Consider the following 22,685-nt stretch of genomic DNA (forward strand, 5'->3'; position numbering starts at 1 on the left):
TAATAATTTAATAAATAATTAAATTTAAGAAATTATTAATTGTATATATTAAATATTTAATATATATAAAAAATTAAAAATAAAATACGACATGCTACCTATTAAATATAAGTCTCATGCCGTATAAAAGTCTTTTTTCTATTATACTTCTAATAATTAGTAATATATATTATAAACAACTTTATATTATCAAATTTTTATAATATTTGTTATAAAGCAAATCCATTACTATTTTATATTTTTTATTGGTATATTAGCCACTAAAGCTGGATTATTTCTTTCAACGTTTTCTGGCTTACTTACAGCTATCTCAACATCTTCAGCATCTATTTCTATATATTTAGATATTACTTCTAATATCTCTATTCTTATTTTTTCCAGGGTTTCGTGAGGTAAATCACCTCTATCATGTATCAATATTAATTTTAATCTATCTTTTGCTACTTCTTTAGGTGTTGGTTTATTTGAAAACTTTTTAAAAAATTCCACCTCTCATACCCCCCTTTTAACGTTTAAATAATTTCTTTAATGATGCGAAGAATCCTTCTCCCCCTGTTTTTAAATCTAAAAGAGGAACTTCTTCACCATTTATTCTTCTTGCTATATTTCTAAAGGCTTGTCCTGACATTGACTTTTCATCAAGAACTATCGGCTCACCTTTATTAGTTGACACTGTTATGTTTTTATCATCAGGAACTACTCCTAAAAGTTCTATTGATAAAGTTTCTATTATATCAGGAACATCTAGCATATCCCCTCTTTGAGTCATTTCATAATTTAATCTATTGATTATTACTGCATGGTCATCTAACCCTTTTGCATCTAATTTTCCAATAACTCTATCAGCATCTCTTACAGATGTTATCTCAGGATTTACTACAACTACTGCTCTGTCTGCGCCAACAACAGAATTTTCAAATCCTTGTTCTATTCCAGCTGGACAATCTATTAAAACATAATCAAAATCTTCCTTTAACTCATTAATTACTTTTAACATATCTTGTGGTCTTATATCATCCTTATCCTTAGTTTGAGCTGTCGGTAATAAGAATAAGTTTTGATATCTTTTATCTTTTATTAAAGCTTGTTTAAGTCTACATCTATTTTCTATAACATCTGTTATTGTATAAACTATTCTATTTTCAAGTCCCATTAAAACATCTAAATTTCTAAGACCTGTATCACCATCTACAACCACAACTCTTTTATTTAGTGCAGCTAAAGCAGTTCCAATATTGGCTGTAGTTGTTGTTTTTCCAACTCCACCCTTACCTGATGTAATAACTATAGAAATTCCCATTTTTTCTCCCTCCAACACTATATATATTTCTTTGGTAAATATGGTTCTACCACAATAATATTATCTTTAATCTTTGCTAATTCTGGATATGATGGTTTTATTCCATCATCTGGTGCTATAGTAACTATATCTGCTATTTGAAGTATTTCTGGTTGAAGATTAAAGGCTGAAATTATGGCTTTTTTATTACCACCTACACCTGCATGTACTTGACCTTTAATTGTACCTAATACAACTATATTTCCACCTGCATAAACTTCAGCTCCATTATTAATATCGCCAATTATAACAATATTTCCGTAGTATTTTACTAATTGTCCACCTCTTATTGTTTTCTTTATAAATTTAGTTTTTCCTTCATATACTCCATTAAAAATTTTATTTTCTTTTTGATCTGTTTGTTTTATTTCTTCAAAGGTACAATCTTTTATTTGTATATCTTCAAATAAAATACCTCTCAATTTCAAGATATCATTTTCATTTAAACTTTTTAAATTTGTTATTATTTTAATAGACGAACCTTTATAAAATCCCTTTCCTATTGTTAATTTCTTTAATAAAGCTTCTATCATATCATCAAAATTAAAAAATCTGTCTATATCAATTGTTGCATTGATACCTTCCTTTGTACCTTTTATTTGAATTCTATCATCGTTCATTGGCCACCCTCCACCAATAATTAAGGTTTCCATAATTATAAATTTAATTTATCTATTCTATAATTATACAATTACATTATAGCATTTAACAACAATAATTTACATAATTTATAGTAAAATAAAAAAAACCATGTAAAAACATGGTTTTTATTGGTTATTTGTATTCGTATTTAAGTTATTATTTGCATTTGTTACATTATTTTCTAGTTTTATACTATCATCTTTGTTATCTTTCAGTGGTGATTCTAAAACATATTTTCTAAATGATTCTGATTTAGAAGCATATGAAGGATCAATTTTTAATAACTCTTCCTTAAAGAAAGCTTCATATATAGCCTTATGAATTGTTGCACCTTCACTACCTCTCTTACCATCATAAATAGTAGAAAATATAGCTATTTGTGGATTATCTAATGGTGCCATACTTATATAGTTACCATATGCTAATCTACCTTGGATAGCATATTGTTCATCTGTACTAAAGTCAGCTGTACCTGTTTTTCCTCCAACCTTAATTGGAAAATTATTAAAACTTAGATAAGCAGTTCCGTTACTTGCACTAGTATTAACTTTATACATACCATCTTTTATAGCATTTAGATAATTTTCTGGTATATCCAATTTATCAACGACCTCTGGTTTATATTCCTTTATAACTTCTCCTGTTGGTGATGTTATCTTATCTACAAGAGTAACTTTATATCTTGTTCCGCCACTAGCTAAAGTTGCAACATAATTCGCAATTTGTACTGGCGTAAATGAATTCATACCTTGCCCAATTGCACTAGATATTATTTGCCCTGGTGTTTTTATTTCAGATGTTAAGTTGTCTAAAACATAATAAGCTATAGCATCACAAATTACTCCAGCTTCTTCATTAATATCCACAGTTCTTCTTTGTGAAGTTTCATTAACCTTAGCTTTATAATCTTCTGATAAATCCATTATTTTTTTTACATATGGAACTAGACTTTCTGAATATATAGAATTATTATAAATTTCTTCATCTGTTCCAACTTTTTCTAAAGCGGCTTTCATTTCAGCCTTAAGAGCTGTTTTTGCTTCTTTTAATTCATCTTTATCATTTTCATTTTCTTCTATATTTAATGGAATAAATGAATACGAATAATAGCTTCCATTTTTTAAAGCTTCTACTATTTCGTACATTGGTCTTTCTACTATTTTATCTTTCCATGATTTAAAATTATATACCTGACCAAAATTTTCTTCAATTTGTATTCCCGTTGATAAACTTTTATTATTTTGCTCTTTAGGATCAACTCCAAAACCAAATTTCCATGCATACTTTGCTAGTGTATCTAATGCTTCTAAATTTCCTCCATTAACATCTCCACCACTATTTTTATATAGTCTATATCCAAGTTCATAGAAATAAAAGTTAGATGATACTTGTAGGGCTTTTCTTAAATCTGTTGCTCCATTCGCTACACCTTCAAAATTCTTTAATATCATTCCTCCTAATTCTTCTTTACTCCAAGTACCACTAGTATCACTCATGGACTCATATTCATTAACTACACCTTCCATCAATGCTGCTGTAGCAGTAAGTGGTTTAAATGTGGAACCTGGTGGCAATAATCCTTGTGTTGCATAATTAAAGAAGTTCTTAGGATACACATCTATTGCATCTCTCCTTACCCCTGTAGTTTCATCTACTGGAAATAAGTCATCTATATTCCCTTTAGCTCCAGTTCTTTGCATATATTCCTTAGCAAAACTCTCTATATCTGGATCAAAATATTGCTTCGATAAATCCTCTGTTAACATTCCTGGTATAGAAAATATATTTGGATCATATCCAGGATAACTAACCATTGCAATTATTCGGCCTGTATTAACTTCTATTGCTACAACTGCTCCTCTAGTTGCATTTGGTGCAATACTTTTAATACGTTCCATAGTATCTTTAAGTGCTTGTTCAGCTGCATACTGAACATCTTTATTTATTGTTAAATGAACATTATTTCCTGGGTATGAATCAAGCTTAAATAACTCTTCAGTTACTCTTCCTTTAGAGTTTACCTTAACAGTTGTACCTCCCTTTGTTCCCTTTAATTGATCTTCAAAAGATGATTCTATTCCAGCTACACCAATTAAATCGGAAGATACATCATATCCCCTTAATTCATAATTTGTTTCTTTTGAAGAGTCTATTGATGATAAATATCCTAATGTTCCTGATGCTAAAGTACTATATGGATAATATCTAATAGGTTCTATGCTTACATCTATACCTGATAAGTCATTTAATTTTTGATAAATTATAGATGCAGTTTCATTCTTTATATTTGAAGCAATTGTTACTGCTCTATATCCTTTAAAACTCTGCATTTTTACAGCATCTTTTACAACTATATAATTTCTTATGTCCTTAATAGAATATGTAGCTAAAAGCTCATCTAATATTTCTTTTCCAGACATCTTCTTGTAAGCTTCCATCTTATCATCATATGCATCAACTCTTGCTTCATATTCTTTATCACTTTCTCCTTCCTCTTGAATTGGAGATGGATTTATAAGTTCCTGCAAACTATATACTTTAACTAATTTGTAGAAGGTTTCTTCTGGAGATATCTTTAATAATTCACTATCTACCTTAGCTATTTCTTCATCTGTATAGTCTGATTGTTTATCTTTGTAAAGTTCTTGCTCTATTTCTTCATTTAATCCTCTATCTCTTTTAAACCTAACTTCTACAATTTTTTTAGTATCTGCATCATCTGTCTTAAAATCAAAATAAAACTTTCCGTTACTATCTATTTTTAATATTAATTCATCTTGAAATTTTTCGCCATTCTCAGATAAAATTTTAAAAACTTTATCCATTGTTTCATAAAAGTTTTCTTTTTCATCGCTTGGCTTAGTATAAGTTAATCTATATGTCTGAATATTAGTTGCTAAAACATTACCTTCACTATCATATATTTTTCCTCTTGGGGCCTTCTCAGATATAAATCTTGTAGAACTTATATCCGCTTTTTCCTTATAATCCTCATGCTTATAAACTTGAATATATAAAAGTTTAAACATTATTGTAGTAAAGAGTAATATCATTATGGCATTTAATACAGTGTACCTTGAAATTTTCTTTTTCTTTTTCGGCTTATTTACTATCATTTAAACCTCCATGATCTATTTTTATATTCAATATCATAAAGCTTTAAAACAAAATTATACCCTAAAAACATTATTACAGCATTATACAAAGCAGTAAACATCCCCACTTGTATATTTATTGTTCTACCTGCAAGCTTAAATATTGTAAATATTGACAATACCTTTAATATAGATATAAATATAATTGATATTACAGGTATGAATTTTTTTTCCCTATATATGTTTTCTCCTATTATAGCTGCTAGTAAACATAATAGCATATTTATCAAGGTATTTATCCCAAAGCTATTGTCAAAAAATACATCTTGCATTAACCCTGCTACAACTCCAATAAATACTCCTTCTGATTTTCCATTTATTATTGAGTATGCTATTATAAAGATGAAAAGTAAACTTGGATAAGATCCTTTTATAGCTAAAAAAGGCATAAGAGAATTATCAAGCATTAAAAGCACTAGTGAAATCAAAATTAAAACCCATTTTTTCATATACTACCCTCTAATTATCATATTTTATTTCTCTTGTTTCCTTTGGAATAACTACAAAAAGCTCTTCTAGCCTATTAAAATCAACAAAAGGTTTAACTATTGCCGTTTTCATTACCTTAATTTCGTCTGTTTCAACAGATATAACTTCCCCCACTCTTACTTCCTTTGGATAAATTTGTCCAAGTCCTGATGTAACTATTACATCACCTTCTTTTATTGCTGAATCTATTGGTAAATTAGTAACTTTAGTCAAGTTATCATTACTATGAGTTATATATCCCTTTAATATTCCAGTTGTCTCTCTTGTACTATTTATCATTACAGAAACTGCTATATTTTCATTTAATAAACTTTGAACTATTGCCCAGTTGGAGCCTGTACTAGCTATTTGTCCAACAAGCCCTTTGTTAGAAATAATAACCATACCCTTCTTTAGTCCATCATTTTCACCTTTATCTATAATGTATCCATTGGAAAAACTTTCACCACTATAGCCTATTATTTCACATCCTAAATAATCATAATTATTTTTTGAATCTTTAAAGTTTAAAACTTCCCTTAACCTATCATTTTCTTCCTTTAATTTATCATACTCTAATAGCTTATTTTCTAATTCTATATTTTTTTTAGTTAAATCATTATTCTCTTCTTTAACCTTTGAAAAATTTAAAAAGAAATCTAAAGTTCCCTTTATTTTATCATTTATAGTATATACCACTTTTTGCAGAGGGTTAACAGCACTACCAAAACCACTTGAAACAATATTTTTTTGTTCACTATTAATTGTATAAATAATTATGCCTAAAAAGGCAACTGACAGCACTATTATAGTAACTGCCAGTTTATTCTTTAGAAGCTTCATTATTGACCTCTTTGACTTTTGCTTAATTCATCAAAGTTATCTAATGCCTTACCCGCTCCTAAAACAACACAATCAAGAGGTGATTCTGCTATATGAACAGGCATATTTGTTTCGTGGTTAATTAACATATCCAATCCTCTTAATAGAGCGCCTCCACCAGCTAACATTATTCCTTTTTCCATTATATCTGCTGCAAGTTCAGGTGGTGTCTTTTCTAGAGTTGTCTTTATTGATTCTATAATTGCATATACAGGTTCCTTTAATGCATCTCTAATTTGAGTATCTGTAACTACCACTGTCTTTGGTAATCCTGTAATCATATCTCTTCCCTTGATATCCATGTTAATTTCTTCTTCATCTGTTTTATATGCTGATCCAAGTTCCATTTTAACTTGTTCTGCTGTTCTTTCACCTATCATTAGGTTAAATTCTTTCTTTATATAAGCTATTATTGCTTGGTCTAATTCATCACCAGCTACTCTTAATGACTTACTAGTTACTATTCCACCTAAAGAAATTATAGCAACTTCTGTTGTTCCTCCACCAATATCAACTATCATACTTCCTGTTGGTTCTCCAACTGGAAGCCCTGCTCCTATTGCTGCTGCCATAGGTTCTTCCATTAGTACAACATCTCTTGCTCCTGCAAATTTAGCTGCTTCTTCTATTGCTCTTCTTTCAACCTCTGTTACTCCTGATGGATAGCAAACTATAATTCTTGGACTAGTAAAGGCACTTTTGCTAGTTACCTTTTCTATTAATTTTTTTAACATTGTTTGTGCTATGTCAAAGTCAGCTATAACCCCATCTTTTAATGGTCTAATAGCTACTATATTTCCTGGTGTTCTTCCTATCATTAACTTAGCTTCAGCACCTACTGCTAAAGGTCTTCTTGTAGCACTATTTATAGCAACTACTGAAGGTTCACTTAAAACTATACCTTTCCCCTTAACAAAAACAAGCGTATTTGCTGTTCCTAAATCTATTCCCATATCCTTATTACTACTGAAAAATCCCATATGAATTCCCCTTTCGCTTATATTATTCCTTTTTCTTTTAAACTTACAAATTTATATTTTCCAATTATTAAGTGATCTAGTAAATCAATTCCCATTATCTTGCTACACTCTTTTAATCTTATAGTAATATTAATATCTTCTTTACTAGGTGTAGGATCTCCTGATGGATGATTATGACAAATAATTATACTTGAACTACTTTTTTTAAGAGCTTCTTTAAATATCTCCCTTGGATGTACTATAGATGTATTTAGGCTCCCCTTAAACACGTCTTTAATACCTATAATATTATTCTTTGTATCTAACATTATCAATTTTAATATTTCTTGCTTTAAACCAACCATTTCATTCATTAAAAGCTTTGATATGTCGCTTGGTGAAGATATATTTATATTTTTCTTTAAAAGATTTAATGAACTAATTCTTTTAAAGAGCTCACCCATAGCTAGTATTTGGCTTGCTTTTATGTTTTTAATTCCTTTTATATTAGTAATTTCATTAATATCTGTTTCTAATAAACCACTAAGTCCATCAAATTCAGAAAGTATTCTTGTACTTAATGAAATAACATTTTCGCCTCTTGTTCCTGTTCTTAAGATCACAGCAAGAAGTTCTGCATTACTTAACACTTCTGGTCCATTAAGCAATAGCTTTTCTATAGGTCTTTCTTCTTTTGGTATATCAATAACTTTTATACTATTATTCATCTATGTAATTACTCCTCAAAATAATACTATTCTTATTATTAAATATACCCTAAATTATTATTCTTTAACCTTATTAAGCATTTTATTTAAAAGATTTAATGGTAGTCCTACTACATTGTAATAACATCCATTTATACCTTCTATAAATACACCACCATACCCCTGGATTCCATAAGCTCCTGCTTTATCAAAAGGTTCTCCAGTTCTTATGTAATCATTTATCTCATCATCACTTAAAGTTGAAAATTTAACTTCTGTGTAAAGAGATTTTTCTTCTATTTTATTATTATACATATTTATAACTACTATTCCAGAATAAACTCTATGAGTTTTTCCACTAAGTAATTTTAACATGTTATATGCATCTTCTTCACTGGTAGGCTTTCCTAATATTTTATTATCTAAAACCACTATAGTATCTCCTGCAATTATTATTGCATCTTCTTTTAGGCTCTCTTTAACACCAAGAGCCTTTCCCTTGGCTAATGTAATCACATATTTATCTACATTGTTTTCAAATAAAACCTTATGTTCATCAAAGTCACTTATTATTATGTCAAATTCATCTATTATTCTATGTAATAATTCTTGTCGTCTTTCTGAGCCTGACGCTAAAACATATTTCAAACCTATCACATCCTATTTTTATACATATTTTATAGTATTAACAAAAGGTGATGTTTTAAACTCTAAATATTTAATGCTTAATTTAACAATGAATAGATATAAAGACAAAGCCATTTATTCCTATCTTATATCTTATATAGTTTATCATTATATAAGACTTCAAACAAGTGGCTTTGTCTTTCTTTGTTTAATTTTTATTTATTTTTAATAGTTTTGTAATTTTTATCCATGATTGCTTTTTATTCCTGTACTTTACTTAATATTGAATAAATATACTCTACTTCTGATACTGTATTTTCTCTAGTAATTAATTCTGGTAACGCCTCTATATGAGCTTTATACTCTTTCAATATATCTACACCTTTACCATCACTAACTTCTTTTAGTTCTTTTGTCCAAACCTTAAAATCTTTTGTATTTATTTCTTTAACTTCTTCATCATTTGCAGTGTTTATTATTTGCAAATAACCTTCTGTTATTGCTGCAATTTGCCCTTGAACTTCATCGTTCTGATTTAACACCATACTTATTTTGGCATTTTCTACTCCTTTTGATTTTAGTTTCTCCGTTACTTCTGCTAACTTATCTTCACTTGTTACACCTGCTAACACTCTAAACTTTCCAGTCTCATCTTTTGCAATAAAGGGATTAAAATCATTCCCTATCTTAGCTACTACCTGCTTAGCATTATCTTCTTTTGAAAAATATCCACATTGTATAAAAGAAAATTTTTGTTCTTTAAATTGTTGTTCATTATTCTGTGTATTATTATTCTGAGTATTGTTATTTGTGTTTATTACTGGTTGCAATCCATTGCTATTTATAATAGGCATAACTTTTAGCACTACCCATGCCCCAATTAAACCTATAGCTATAGCAGCAAGAGTTGTCATAACTAATGAAGTTATAAACTTAGCTCCATCATTTTTCTTTTTGTAATGATATTTTGTGTACTTCACTTTATCATCCCCCCTTCGGTAATTAACAATTGACGACTAACAATTAATTGTTAGTTTAATTACATTTTGTATATTAGATATATATTCTAATATTTTTGATAATATTCATTATGTAAAATTATTTTTTAAATTCCGAAGCAATTTTCTAGTACACACTTTGCGCTGCAAATAAAAATAGTTACACCATAAAATAATGGTATAACTATTTTTATTTGCATATTTATTTAATTATTAATAAATTCTATTTTAGTTCTTTAAGTACTTCTAATAAATAATCCCAAACATTTTTTACTGATGTTATACTCATATGTTCTTGTGGAGTATGAACATCATATAAATTCGGACCAAAGCTAATCATATCTAGCTTTCCTAATTTTTCATTAAATAATCCACATTCAACCCCTGCGTGTATTGCTACTATTTTTGCATCTTTTCCATACATTCTTTTATACACATCTTGGCAAATTCCTCTTACTTTTGATTCACTATCATATTGCCATTCTGGATATCCTGCAGTAGTTTCAAATTCTGCTCCAATAAGTTCTGCTATAGTCTTGCTTCTTAAAACTATTTCATCCTTTAAAGATGCAACTGAACTTCTTATTGCACTATCAAATTCAACCTTAGTTCCATTGGTAGTAACAACTCCTAAGTTTGTTGAACTTTCTACTAAGTCTTTTATTTCTACGCTGTTTGTGTTTATTCCATTTGGTATTAAATATAATAAATTAACAGCTTTTTCAGTACATTCCTTACTGAATACTTTTTCTATCTTTTCGGTGTTTTCTAAAATACTAACATTTATTCCTGGATCTTGTGTCTTTAATTCATTTATTAAAATTGGATTCCATTCATTTATTAATCCTTTAGCGTTCTCTAAATCATCACTTTTTAAGGCTATTATTGCATCAGCTTCTCTTGGAATAGCATTATTTTTAGATCCACCATTTATTGAAACCAATTTAAAATCTAAAGTTAACAAAGATTTTAAAATTCTACCCATTATTTTATTAGAGTTTCCTCTTTCTTTATTGATCTCCATTCCAGAATGGCCGCCCTTTAGTCCTCTTACTGCTATATGTAAGAAATTATTGTAATCTCCTGCTTCTTCTAAATTTACATTTAATACATGCTTACTTCTTATCCCACCTGCACAACTTACTAATAGATGTCCTTCTTCTTCATTATCTAGATTTAATAATATCTTTCCAGTTACATGTTCTTTAGCGATAGCCATTGCTCCTGACATACCAGTTTCTTCGTCTGTAGTTATTAAAACTTCAATAGGTGGATGTGATATATCTGTTGACTCTAATATAGCTAAAGCATAAGCTACTGCAATTCCATTATCTGATCCTAAAGTAGTATCTGTTGCATAAACCATATCATCAATTACTCTTAATTTTAAAGGGTCCTTTTCAAAATCATGATTAGTTCCTTTATTTTTTTCACAAACCATATCCATATGACCTTGAAGTATTACAGTATCAGAACTTTCATACCCCTTTGTTCCAGGCTTCTTTATAATAACATTTAATGCATTGTCTTGAATTACTTCTAAATTTAACTTTTTAGCTACACTTACCAAATAATCACTTATAGCCTTTTCATTTCCTGATCCTCTTGGTATTTGTGATATCTCTTCAAAATATTTAAAAACATTTTTTGGTTCTAAATTTTGTAAAATATTCATGTTTTTTTCTCCCTTCTTAGTAAATTATGTTAGAATTAATATATAGTTTTAGTATATCATAGTATATATGATACTTAAATTCTATTTTTTTATTATAAATATTCTAAATATTCTTTATATTTAACAGTTTTTAATTTAAGTGTGAGGTGATTTTTATGCAAAAAACAAAAATGATTTTTACAATTGGACCTGCTAGTGATAACGAAGAAATTCTAAGAAAATTTATAGAAATAGGGATGAGTGCAGCTAGATTAAATTTTTCACATGGCACTCACGAAACTCATAAACAAAAAATAGATCTTATAAAAAAGGTTAGGGAAGATTTAAAATCTCCTACTGCTATTATTTTAGATATTAAAGGTCCAAAGATTAGAACGCACAACTTTGTAAATGATGGTGTTCTTTTAACTGAAGGTCAAAAGTTTACTTTTATTTGTGGTAATGAAATACTGGGTGATAATGAAAAATGTTCTATATCCTATACTGACTTATACAAAGATGTCAAAATCGGTGGAGAAATTTTAGTTGATGATGGTTTATTAAGATTCAAAATAGAAAATGTAACAGGAAATGAAATTAATTGTATAGTTACAGTGGGTGGAACTATTAAAAACCATAAAGGTGTTAATGTTCCTAATGTTAAAATAAACCTACCTTCCATAACCGAAAAGGATAAAGAAGATTTAATTTTTGGATGTGAAAATAAAGTAGACTTTGTTGCTGCTTCTTTTATAAGAAAAGCTTCTGATATAGATGATGTAAGAAAGGTTTTAAAGGAACATAATGGTGAATATATCCAAATTATTGCTAAAATAGAAAATCAAGAAGGTGTAGATAACATAGATTCTATAATAGAAGCTTCAGATGGAATTATGGTTGCTAGAGGTGATATGGGTGTTGAAATTCCTATTGAAAAAGTACCTATCATACAAAAAAATATAATAAGAAAATGTAATGAAGCTGGTAAAATAGTTATAACTGCAACTCAAATGCTTGACTCTATGATAAGAAATTCTCTTCCTACAAGAGCTGAGGCTTGCGATATATGTAATGCAATCTTTGATGGAACTGATGCTATTATGTTAAGTGGAGAAAGTGCAAGTGGAAATTATCCAATAGAAGCTGCTATAACCATGTCTAAGATAGCAATAGAAACTGAAGAAAACTTAGACTACAATTACTTAAACAAGCGATTAAAAGAACCTTCATTGACTTCTTTCTCTGAAGCTATTAGTTATTCAGCTTGTAGAAGTTCAAACCTCTTACATGCAAAAGCAGTTGTTGCTGCTACTAATAGTGGTGCAACAGCTAAGCTTATATCAAAATATAGACCTAAATGCCCAATTATTGCTATAACTCCTTATGATGAAGTTAGAAGAGGCTTGAATCTTAATTTTGGAATTTTCCCTACTAAATGTGATGTATTTACTACTACCGATGAAATACTATCTGAAGCTAAAAAAGTTGCTACTAACCTTTCCTTTGCAAAACAAGGCGATGATATAATAGTTGCTGCTGGAATGCCAAGTGCTGAAATCGGTGGAACTAATATGCTTAAGATTGAAAAAATCTGATAACAATTGTTATATTTTGCGAAGCAAAATTTCTAGTTCATAGTTCACAAGGCACAGTTCACAGTTGTTTTCATTTTATAAGTAACAGGGAACAGGTATCAAGTACTAAATGTAAACTATAGATTTATTTTGCGAAGCAAGCTTCTTAGGTAAAAAGTAACAGGTATCAGGGAACAGGGAACAAGCTCAATTATAGTCTTCTACACTTAACTAAGTTTTTAATTTCCCTCACCAATTATTTTTTATCAATAACTTAATTCATTATTAATTTAAATTCTTAATATAAGTTGGCGAAGGTAAATAGACGGTGAAATAAGCATATAGCGAGAATTTAGAAGTACTTGGTGAAGGAAGAACTACTATGCCTTAGTGTTGTTGGTTTGTCTGAGGGCAGCGAGTTTAACCAAAACTCTTGGCATAGTAGTTCTCCAAGCCTAGCACTTCTTTGCGTAGATATTTAGCTTATGAAACATATCTATTTATCGTAGCCTTTATATTTGCAATTTATATCTTTTATTAATTAAAAAGTCCTTTAAACAAGTCTCCTAATGAAACTCCTTCATCTGAATCATTGTATTTCATATATTCTTTTGATTTTTCTTCTGCATCTTTTATTGTTAATGATATCTTCTTGTTAACTTTATCTACATCTAAAACTTTGACTTTAACTATTTGTCCTACTTTAAGTACATCAGATGGCTTTGCTATGTTTTCTTCTGTTATTTCATTAATGTGAACTAATCCTTCTACACCAGGAAATAGTTCTACAAATGCTCCAAATTTTAGCAAATTAACTACTTTTCCTTCTAAAATGTCTCCAACTTTTAAAGTTGTTGCATTAGTTTCCCATGGATCTTTATCTACATCTTTTAATATTAATGAAACTCTTTCATTTTTTGTATCTACTTCTCCAATGAATACTTCTACTTTATCTCCTACACTTACTACATCTTCTGCATTATGAACTCTTCCCCAAGATAAGTCACTTAAATGAATTAAACCTGTTATTCCTCCAATATCTACTATTGCTCCAGCTTTAATTATTTTCTTAACTATACCACTTCTCTTTTCTCCTGATTTTACAGATTTCCATAATTCTTTTTTCTTATCTTCATATACAGCATCTTCTAATACTCTTTTTGATGCAACTATCTTTCTAGCTTTAAAATCTAGTTCTATAATTCTAACTTCTATTTCTTTTCCAACTAATGAACTTAATTCTATTCTTTCTCTTGATGCCAATGAAGCTGGTATAAATATTCTTATGTTTCCATAATAAGCAACTAGTCCGCCTTTAACTTCTTCCTTAACGTATACAGTTATATTTTCTTCATTATTAAATGCGTTTAAAATATCTTCCTTTTCTGTTATTTCTAAAGCTCTTGTTCTTGAAAGTTTAACATAACCTTCTCCATCATTAGGTGATAAAACATATACTTTTATTTTATCTCCTTTACTTACAACTTCCCTTGGATCTTTATCCATGTTAGTTAAATCTTCTTTTAAAATCATTCCATCAAATGCATAATTGATATTTACCATAACTTCTTTATCATTTACATCAATTACTTCACCGTCTAATATATCTCCAGTTCTTATTCTCTTAACATCAAAGTCCTTTAGTAAGTCCCCCATTGTTTCTTCTAAAATTTGGTTAGTCATGTACTTCACTCCTTAAAAAAATCTTGTATCATAAATTAATTTTAGAATAATATGTTATTGATTACAAGTATATACGCTTCAATAAATATTTTTATACTCCTAAATATATCTTTGCAATAATATAAATTAAATATGCTATAATTATATATATTATATAATTATAGTTTTAATTAGGTAAGTAATATTTTTTAACTCTTTTAATGTTAATTAATATTGTAAAATAGCAGTAATATTACGATATAAAGAGTATTTTTTACTTTTTATCTAATTTACTATCAAAAATCCTATTATTTAACTTTAAATGCATTTTGAGAAATTATATTTCTTACTGTAATATATAAACATAATCTTTTCTTGGAGGTGAAACTTATAAAAAAGAATAACAAAAAAATAATAATAACCTTATTTTTGACATTTGTTTTTTTAACTTCTAGTTTTCTTATCGATACAATATCTATATTTGATAATGTAACTCATGGTGAAATTACTGTATCTGCTAAACCTAAAAGTTCTGGTGGATTTAAATCAAGTTCTGGATTTAAGTCAAGTTCTAAATCTAGTTCTAGCAGCTTTAAATCAAGTGGTGGTAAATCCAATGTGTCTAAATCATCAAATTCTTTTAAAAGCGGCTCTTTTAGTAATAGCTCTAGTAGTTCATCAAATAGTTCAAAATCTAGTAGTAATAGTAAGACAAGTACTTCAAGTTCCAATTCAAAATCTACATCCGGCTCATCTAGTGGCTACAAAAGTGGTTCCTTTAGCAATGTAGATAAAGGTAAGTCTGGAACATCAAAGAATTTTTCATCCGGTTCCTTTAGTACCACTGATGAAAATAAAAATAATTCAACCGACACTGCTAATGAAAATAAAAATACCCAAGATAAAGATTATAAAGACACAACAACTAGTTATGATGGTGGTTTTTCTTTTGGAGATATAGCTTATGGCTTATCTGCTATGAGAAATTTAGGTTTTAGTAGAGGGGGATCTTCTTTCTCTTTAAGCTCTATTCTAACCCTTGCTATTATCTTCATAGTTATAGTTTTTGTAGTAAAATCGTATTTAAAAAATAGAAAATATTAATATTAGGAGGATACCAATTATGGGAATATTCACAAGAATGTCAAATATGTTAAAATCGAAAGTTAATTCAACATTAGATGAAATGGAAAATCCAATAGAATTGTTAGATCAAAAAGTTAGAGATATGGAAAAGCAACTTAATTCTGCTAAATTAAATTCAGCTCAAATAATAGGTAATGCTCATGAAATTAAAAAGAAAATGGAAGCATCTGAATTAGAGATAAAAGATTTCGAAGATAAGGTTAAATTAGCTTTATCTAAAAATAATGAGGATTTAGCTAAAAGAGCTTTAGCTAAAAAAATAGAAGCTGAAAAGAAATTTGCTAACTTAAAATCTAGTTATGAAGCTGCAAGAGAACAAGCTGACACTATTAAGAAGAACCTTGCTGCACTAGAAGCAGAAATTGAAAAGACAAGAAATTATAGAGATGAGGCTGCTGCAAGATATAGTAATGCTAAAGCATCTCAAAAAGTTAATGAAGTTCTTGCAAATGTTCAAACTAAATCAAACTCTATTGAAATTGATAGTATAGAAAGAAAAATCCAAAGACATGAATCTTTAGCTAAAGGATTAGGAGAGCTTAGAGATGTTGATACATTTGATAGTGAATTTGAAGCATTGGATGCTGTAGATCTTGATTTAGAACTTGAAAAATATAAGAATATTAATTAGGTGTATAAATGTCAAATACTATAGATTTTATAAATAAAGAAAAAGAGAATATAGGAAAAGTTTATACTGATATAACTTATGCAATAAGTGAAATAAGTCCTTTTCTTGATGAAAGTTTTTTAAAGAAGCGAAAGTATTACTCTAAACTCCCTATATTAAAAGAATATATGGATATGATAAATGATGAAGAATATGCTTCGAAAAATAAGAAGTTTTCCTTTTTTAGAAAAGATGATACGATATCAAATTTAAATAAATATAAGCAAAATAATTTAGAAGCTTTTAATCAATTTCAGAATTGTTCTAAATGTTCATGTTTAAATTGTATAAAAGAATGTAATTTCGAAAGTTGTAGTGGTTGTAGATCAAATTCATATATTAAGAGTTGCGATAAAAATAAGTTAAATGTTCGTTTTCACAGTAACTTTATTTTAGACTTAACTAATAACAATACTGGAAAAGCAAGTAAATATAAGGTTCTTGCTACATTAGAAAGTTGTGATATTAATAGATTATATATAGCACTAGAAAACATTTATGATTCTAATGATAAATTTATACTTTATTACTATCCTGGTATTTCAAACGATGATTTTGGTGAAATAACAGATGAAGAAGAGTTTAATTTAATTGTTGAAACTTATGAACAAAGTTGATTTTGCAAAGCAAAATATTTCAGTGCACAGTGCACAATTCACAGTTCACAGTTTTTGGAATAATGGAACAGATATCAAAAAACAAGGAACAGGTTATAAATTTAAAATTAAGAATGGATAATGCATAATTAAGGAAAAAAATCCTTAGGATTTTTGAAAAGATAAGCACATCTACTTCAGTCAAGCTTAAGTAGATGTGCTTTCATACTAAGTTTAGTTTCAAGATTTATTATTGTATTACTTTCATTTACAAGGTTTATATTTAATAAATAAATGCAAAAAAAGAACTTCTCCTTGAAGTTCTTTTTTAATCTAAACAATTTATCTAGTGAATACTATTTCTTCCTCATTAGACATTTCTTCATTAAATTCATATCCATCTAAATTAAATTTTTTAATTTCTTCTATTTCTTCTATTTCATTTTGAATAATGTATCTAGTCATCATTCCTCTTGCTCTTTTAGCATTTAGGGAAATTATTTTATATTTATCTCCTCTAAGCTCTTTAAAAATCGGTGTTATGACGGTTATATCTTCTCTCTTAAGTAATCCTTCAATTGATTTAAAGTATTCTTGGGATGCTAAGTTTATTATAGTCTTATTTTTGTGATTTTTTATATCTTCCAGAATACTTTCTTCCAAAGAATTATCCCAAAACTCATATAAATTTTTAAATTTATCTACAGGTAATTTTATTCCCATCTCTAATCTATATTCATTAATACCATCTAAAGGTCTTAATATTCCATATAATCCTGATAAAATTCTTAAATGATCATTTGCATAAAAAAGTTCTGAATGGGATAGACTTCCAACATCCATTCCTCTGTAAACATCACCCTTAAATGCCAAAATTGCTTGTTTTGATGTTTCTAAATTAGTTGTCCATTTTTCAATTCTATCTTTATTTAGTGTGGCTAATTTTGTGCTTATTTTCATAAGTTTTTCTAAAGAATAGCTATCATAATTTTTAAGTTCCTTATTTATTATCTTTGATTTTGCTAAAAATCTTGGTTCACTCGTTGGTAAGTTATTATCTTTCTTTTCAAAATCTAAAGTCTTTGCAGGAGAAATAACTATTATCATAACCAATCCCCCTTCCTTTTTCTATTATACTATCTTTTTCTTTTTCATTTCACCATAACAATAATTTATTATATCACTTCTTTTTATTATACCAATAAATATGCCTTCATCATCTACTACTGGTACAAAATTTTGATTTGTTGCAAGAGAAATTAAGCTCTCTACATTTGAGTTTATTGATACACTTTTATGTTTTCTTTTCCTTGGAATATCAGTTACCTTAACATTTTCTGTATTCCTAAAGTTTAAATCTGGAGTACTTTTCAACTTCCAAAGTAAATCTCCTTCTGTTAATGTTCCTACATATCTACCTACTTTATCTATTAATGGAATAGCCGTATATCCATGGTGTTCCATTCTCTCTATCACTTGCCTCATTGTTGCATCTAAATATTCATATATAACTTCATTTTTTGGTGTTAAGAAAAATGCTATATTCATATTTTATCATTCTCCTATACTTAAATTTTAAAACTAAATCACGTATATATTTTATCACATTTGAAATGTAATTGTTTTAAATTTATAATTATTTAATACTTTATTAATCTATCATATATTTTTTTAATTTTATATCCATAATTTATATATTCGATTTCATCTATAATGGTAGAAATTTCATTGTATACTTCTTCTCCACTAAAAGTCTTTTTAACTATTAATTCATTCATCACTTTATTATTGCATTTAGGACACTTTCCAAGAGATATAAATCTCCACTTTACAGGAGTAAAATTATATTCAATATCTAAATTAATATTACACTTTGGGCATTTTTCATTAAGCTTTTTTATATCTAATTTATATTCTTCTAAATTTTTTATATCCATTGCTGGCATATTATAGATATCCTTAATAATATAGTTCTTAACCGCTCTTGAATTATATATTCTCTTAAATACTAAAGAAGTGTACACCGCATCATTTAAAGCATCATGTAATTTATTATTGTCAATTTTTATCTTCAATTCTTCTAATGCATTTTTTAAACTTAATGACTTCTTCTTAGCTAAGATTTTAGTTGAGTATTCTTGTAAATCTAGATAGTTTTTAAGCCACTTTAAATTATCATAATTATGATACATAGCATTATTTATTATTTCGATAATATCATCTTTTGCCCATGAACAAATAATATCATCATCTTCTATCATCATAGCTAATCTTTCTATTCCTTCTTTAAAAGAAATTCCTTTTTCTATATCTTCTATTGTTATATTAGTAATTTCAGATATTTTAGGATTTAATATAGGAATAGCAACTGGCTTAATATATGTCTTAAACTCTTCTAATGGTTTCATATAATTATCTAGCTTTATTGCCCCTATTTCTATTACTTCGTTATCTAATTCTGCATTCTTTAAATTTGGATATTCATCAAATATATTTGAATAATACTTATGTATTCCTTCTAAATTATTAAATTCTAAATCAATTATTATAAATGCCATTAGTGTACCTCTCAAAAATTTTATTCATAGGTATATTATGCCATTTTTATTAATGATTTTCACTATAATTTATAATTTTTAATATAAGAATTTCCTGAAAATCAAAAGAATAAAGAGCTGCCGCAAAGACAGCTCCACTTATTTAATTATCACTAAAGTCAATCCCAGCTAACTTCATTAAATGAACTGCATTTTGGGTTTTACTTTTACCAATTCTTAGTTTATAGTCAAATTTTATATTATTTTTTTCGTAGTATTCTTGAAAATTATAATTTTTTAACCATATTTTTGTTTTTTCTAAATCACATAATTCTAAATCATGTGTAGACACAAGTCCTAAAGCTTTATTATTAACCAATTGATTTATAAGCACCTTTGCTCCTTCATGCCTATCTTTTGAATTTGTACCTTTAAATATTTCATCTAATAAGAAAAATACTTTTTCCCCTTTCTTTGCAGCTTCAATTAATATTTTTATTCTTAATATTTCTGCATAAAAAGATGATATACTTTCTTCTAAATTATCTTTAGTTCTCATGCAAGTATATATACTAAAAATACCACAAGTAAAACTTTTACTGCAACTTGGAGCTCCTATATAGCTTAGTAATAAATTTAATCCTATTGTTCTTAAAAAAGTACTTTTCCCAGACATGTTTGAACCGGTAATTAAAGCAACTTTTTCATTTGATGTTAATGTAAAACTATTTACTACTGCTCTTTCTCCTAACATAGGATGGCCTATATCTACTGCTTCTACTATATCTTCATCGACTATTTTAGCATAACTCCAGTTTTCAAAATCAAATGAAAGATTACTTATACTTGATAGTGCCTCAAATTCTCCCATTATGTCAAGCCACTTCTTAAGCTTATCTCCATTTATTTTTCTCCATTCTTCTAAATTTCTTAAGATAAAAATATCTGAAAGTATTGTTATGTTTAATAGCAGATAATATGCATTAGATGAACTATCCCCTAGCCAATCTACTAATTTTTTAAGTTCCTTCATTTCTTTAACACAACTTTTGCTATTGTTTTTTAGCTTAAGCTTTAGATCTTTTAAAAATATAGACTCAAAGTTTTCATTATCTATCAGCATTAACAAATTTGTATATGCTTCTATATCTTTTTTATGCTTATCAAATAATTTTATTATTGGTATCAAATCTTTTGTAAGTATTTTTACAACTAAATAATTAATCATAAACATTAAAATCAAATAACTTATTGGTAATACATTAAGAATTACTAATACTACTGACATCACAGTAATTACTATAAATAAATATGGAATTATTTTAAATAATGGTTTTATTTCATTTTTACTTTTTGCCCATTTTAAAAGTTCATCAATATCTTTTGTTCCACTTTTCTTAAGTGTGGATTTAACTTCTAGACTTTGTCTCCATTCAACTTTACTTCCTAATTCCTTAATTGCATCTTGTTTTTTTAATATTTCATCTCTAGTTGGAATACTTTCTAAAGTTAACATTTTAAACAATTTACTTCTTCCAAATTTCGTTTTAGTTGAATTAATCATTTGAAAAAGCGAGTTTCTCCCAAATATATCTAAATCGCTAACAAATGGATGCTCATCTTTTAAAAATTCTTCTCCTTTATCTTCATTTTCCTTAAATTCACCTTTTATTCTAGATATTCCTTTTCGATTTATATTTATATAAACTTCATATTCCTTTTTCTCATTTATCTTTATATTGTGATAATAGGCTATTATGATAAATATAATGAAAAGTAAAATTAAAGACATAATTAATGATATAATATTTTCTCTTTTGTAAAAATAATACGATAGTATTATAGCCACCCCAACTATAAGTAATCTTAATATAGATAACTTGGATATAATATAATTTAATTTTTCTATGTTAGCTTTATATTTTAATATTTTTTCTTCATAAAAACTTAATGCCTTGTTCACTTTCATACCACCCTTCATCATTATTTTATCATAAAACTTTAAACTTTCTCATTAATTCTTAAGTAAAAGAACTGAAGTAAGAAAATTATAAAAAATTATTCACAAGGCAATATTTTGGTAATTTCCTCGTAAATAATAAAAGAGGCCTTACGGCCTTTTTTACTTAAGTGAATTATAAATAGTCTCTAAATTATATTTCATTCCTTCTAAATATGATTTATTATCTTCTTTTGTTTCTAAGCTATATATCTTTTCTACCTTAGCTCCTACTTCCTTTGCTAAAGTCTCTGATTCCTTTGCACTTGCTGCAGATTCGCTAAATACAACTTTAACATTATTTTCCTTGCAATAATTTATTAAATCTTCTAAGTTTTTAGGAGTTAATTCACCTTCTCCAAAAACATCTGCTATACTTTTTTGAGTTAATCCAAAATCTCTACATAAGTAAGCAAAGGCTGCATGTCCAGTGATAAAATCTTTATTATCAATTTCCTTAAATTTAGTTTCATATTCAGATTTTAAGCTAATAAATTCTTTCTTTAAAGTTCCATAGTTTTCTTCATAATAATCTTTATTATCAGAATCTATTTCTGATAATGCATTTTTTATATTCTCAGCTTCTTTTATTGCATTTTCTAAACTTAGCCATACATGAGGATCCTTTCCACTATGTTCATGGTCATCATCTTCTTCATGTTCATCTTCATTATGTTCATCTTCTAAAATTTCAATAGTTTCAATCCCTTGGCTTGCCTCAACAACCTTAACATCTTTATTTTCAATTGTATTTAAAACAGAATCTATCCATTCTTCCATTCCTAGTCCATTGTATATGAACATATTTGTGTTTATTAAATTATTTAAATCTTTTGGTTTTGGATCAAAACTATGTGCATCACTACCATCTGGTATTATTGAAAACACTTCTACTTTGTCTCCACCTATAGCTTCAGCAAAATCTTTTAAAGGACTAATAGTAACTCCTACTCTTAGTTTTTGCGAGTTGTCCTCATTATTTTTGTTAGTACAGCCTGAAAAGGAAAATATCATTCCCATTACTAAAGCTAAAATCAATAAATTTTTCTTCATTCATCCACCTCTTTTGC

22 protein-coding genes are annotated in these 22,685 nt (G+C 27.7%); 5 read left to right on the forward strand and 17 right to left on the reverse strand.

Going from position 1 to position 22,685, the window contains the following annotated elements:
- Positions 1–228: 228 nt before the first annotated feature.
- The 11 genes from minE to A500_RS12750 all read right to left on the reverse strand — a co-directional run bounded on the left by minE (position 229) and on the right by A500_RS12750 (position 11,452).
- Entirely contained in the window at positions 229–489 is a 261-nt protein-coding gene (minE, locus tag A500_RS12700; RefSeq protein ID WP_016207987.1) for a cell division topological specificity factor MinE, read from the reverse strand.
- Positions 490–505: 16 nt separating this feature from the next.
- Positions 506–1,300 carry a septum site-determining protein MinD gene (minD, locus tag A500_RS12705; protein WP_016207988.1) on the reverse strand — a complete coding sequence of 265 codons (795 nt, stop codon included), beginning with the start codon at positions 1,298–1,300 and terminating at the stop codon, positions 506–508.
- Between the two features lie 17 nt (positions 1,301–1,317).
- Complete coding sequence (gene minC / locus A500_RS12710) at positions 1,318–1,959, reverse strand: septum site-determining protein MinC (protein WP_016207989.1); 642 nt, start codon at positions 1,957–1,959, stop codon at positions 1,318–1,320.
- Positions 1,960–2,106: 147 nt separating this feature from the next.
- A complete protein-coding gene (locus A500_RS12715) occupies positions 2,107–5,097 on the reverse strand; it encodes a penicillin-binding transpeptidase domain-containing protein (RefSeq protein WP_016207990.1) in 2,991 nt (996 codons plus the stop codon).
- The gene (gene mreD / locus A500_RS12720; protein ID WP_016207991.1) at positions 5,094–5,585 is read right to left on the reverse strand and encodes a rod shape-determining protein MreD; all 492 of its coding nucleotides are present in this window, start codon (positions 5,583–5,585) and stop codon (positions 5,094–5,096) included. Before mreD ends, A500_RS12715 begins: the two co-directional genes overlap by 4 nt.
- A gap of 10 nt (positions 5,586–5,595) precedes the next feature.
- On the reverse strand, positions 5,596–6,447 hold the full coding sequence (gene mreC / locus A500_RS12725; protein ID WP_016207992.1) for a rod shape-determining protein MreC: 852 nt from the start codon (positions 6,445–6,447) through the stop codon (positions 5,596–5,598).
- Entirely contained in the window at positions 6,447–7,466 is a 1,020-nt protein-coding gene (locus A500_RS12730; protein WP_016207993.1) for a rod shape-determining protein, read from the reverse strand. The genes mreC and A500_RS12730 overlap by 1 nt, the downstream gene beginning before the upstream one ends.
- 17 nt (positions 7,467–7,483) lie before the next feature.
- On the reverse strand, positions 7,484–8,173 hold the full coding sequence (radC, locus tag A500_RS12735) for a RadC family protein (RefSeq protein ID WP_016207994.1): 690 nt from the start codon (positions 8,171–8,173) through the stop codon (positions 7,484–7,486).
- Between the two features lie 57 nt (positions 8,174–8,230).
- A complete protein-coding gene (locus A500_RS12740) occupies positions 8,231–8,800 on the reverse strand; it encodes a Maf-like protein (RefSeq protein ID WP_016207995.1) in 570 nt (189 codons plus the stop codon).
- A 239-nt stretch (positions 8,801–9,039) separates the two neighbouring features.
- Positions 9,040–9,759, reverse strand: coding sequence for an SPOR domain-containing protein (locus A500_RS12745; protein ID WP_016207996.1), 720 nt, complete (start codon positions 9,757–9,759; stop codon positions 9,040–9,042).
- Positions 9,760–10,000: 241 nt separating this feature from the next.
- Complete coding sequence (locus tag A500_RS12750) at positions 10,001–11,452, reverse strand: aminoacyl-histidine dipeptidase (protein WP_016207997.1); 1,452 nt, start codon at positions 11,450–11,452, stop codon at positions 10,001–10,003.
- Positions 11,453–11,607: 155 nt separating this feature from the next.
- Between A500_RS12750 and pyk the strand changes: the two genes are divergently transcribed.
- Positions 11,608–13,026 carry a pyruvate kinase gene (pyk, locus tag A500_RS12755; RefSeq protein WP_016207998.1) on the forward strand — a complete coding sequence of 473 codons (1,419 nt, stop codon included), beginning with the start codon at positions 11,608–11,610 and terminating at the stop codon, positions 13,024–13,026.
- Positions 13,027–13,542: 516 nt separating this feature from the next.
- On the opposite strand, the gene rpsA is transcribed toward pyk, so the two are convergent.
- Positions 13,543–14,688, reverse strand: a complete 1,146-nt coding sequence (rpsA, locus tag A500_RS12760) for a 30S ribosomal protein S1 (protein WP_016207999.1) — start codon at positions 14,686–14,688, stop codon at positions 13,543–13,545.
- 408 nt (positions 14,689–15,096) lie between these two features.
- Between rpsA and A500_RS12765 the strand changes: the two genes are divergently transcribed.
- Genes A500_RS12765 through A500_RS21755 form a run of 4 tightly spaced genes read left to right on the forward strand, consistent with a single transcriptional unit; the run spans position 15,097 to position 17,221 of the window.
- Positions 15,097–15,771 (forward strand): hypothetical protein, encoded by a 675-nt coding sequence (locus A500_RS12765; RefSeq protein WP_157453662.1) that lies wholly within the window; start codon positions 15,097–15,099, stop codon positions 15,769–15,771.
- Between the two features lie 19 nt (positions 15,772–15,790).
- The gene (locus A500_RS12770) at positions 15,791–16,444 is read left to right on the forward strand and encodes a PspA/IM30 family protein (RefSeq protein ID WP_016208001.1); all 654 of its coding nucleotides are present in this window, start codon (positions 15,791–15,793) and stop codon (positions 16,442–16,444) included.
- A gap of 8 nt (positions 16,445–16,452) precedes the next feature.
- Positions 16,453–17,100 carry a hypothetical protein gene (locus tag A500_RS12775; protein WP_016208002.1) on the forward strand — a complete coding sequence of 216 codons (648 nt, stop codon included), beginning with the start codon at positions 16,453–16,455 and terminating at the stop codon, positions 17,098–17,100.
- Positions 17,087–17,221, forward strand: coding sequence for a hypothetical protein (locus A500_RS21755; protein ID WP_278245128.1), 135 nt, complete (start codon positions 17,087–17,089; stop codon positions 17,219–17,221). The genes A500_RS12775 and A500_RS21755 overlap by 14 nt, the downstream gene beginning before the upstream one ends.
- Positions 17,222–17,421: 200 nt before the next feature.
- Here A500_RS21755 and yaaA read toward each other — a convergent pair whose 3' ends face one another.
- The 5 genes from yaaA to A500_RS12800 form a co-directional block, all read right to left on the reverse strand.
- On the reverse strand, positions 17,422–18,186 hold the full coding sequence (gene yaaA / locus A500_RS12780; protein ID WP_016208003.1) for a peroxide stress protein YaaA: 765 nt from the start codon (positions 18,184–18,186) through the stop codon (positions 17,422–17,424).
- Positions 18,187–18,210: 24 nt separating this feature from the next.
- On the reverse strand, positions 18,211–18,627 hold the full coding sequence (locus A500_RS12785) for a CBS domain-containing protein (RefSeq protein ID WP_016208004.1): 417 nt from the start codon (positions 18,625–18,627) through the stop codon (positions 18,211–18,213).
- Between the two features lie 92 nt (positions 18,628–18,719).
- Positions 18,720–19,637: a 3'-5' exonuclease gene (locus tag A500_RS12790; protein ID WP_016208005.1), complete on the reverse strand. Its 918-nt coding sequence runs from the start codon at positions 19,635–19,637 to the stop codon at positions 18,720–18,722.
- A gap of 142 nt (positions 19,638–19,779) precedes the next feature.
- Positions 19,780–21,579, reverse strand: a complete 1,800-nt coding sequence (locus tag A500_RS12795) for a MutS-related protein (RefSeq protein ID WP_016208006.1) — start codon at positions 21,577–21,579, stop codon at positions 19,780–19,782.
- 159 nt (positions 21,580–21,738) lie between these two features.
- Positions 21,739–22,668 carry a metal ABC transporter solute-binding protein, Zn/Mn family gene (locus A500_RS12800; RefSeq protein ID WP_016208007.1) on the reverse strand — a complete coding sequence of 310 codons (930 nt, stop codon included), beginning with the start codon at positions 22,666–22,668 and terminating at the stop codon, positions 21,739–21,741.
- Between the last annotated feature and the right edge of the window lie 17 nt (positions 22,669–22,685).

Origin of the sequence: Clostridium sartagoforme AAU1, from assembly GCF_000401215.1 — a bacterium.
GTDB classification, from domain to species: Bacteria; Bacillota; Clostridia; order Clostridiales; family Clostridiaceae; genus Clostridium; species Clostridium sartagoforme.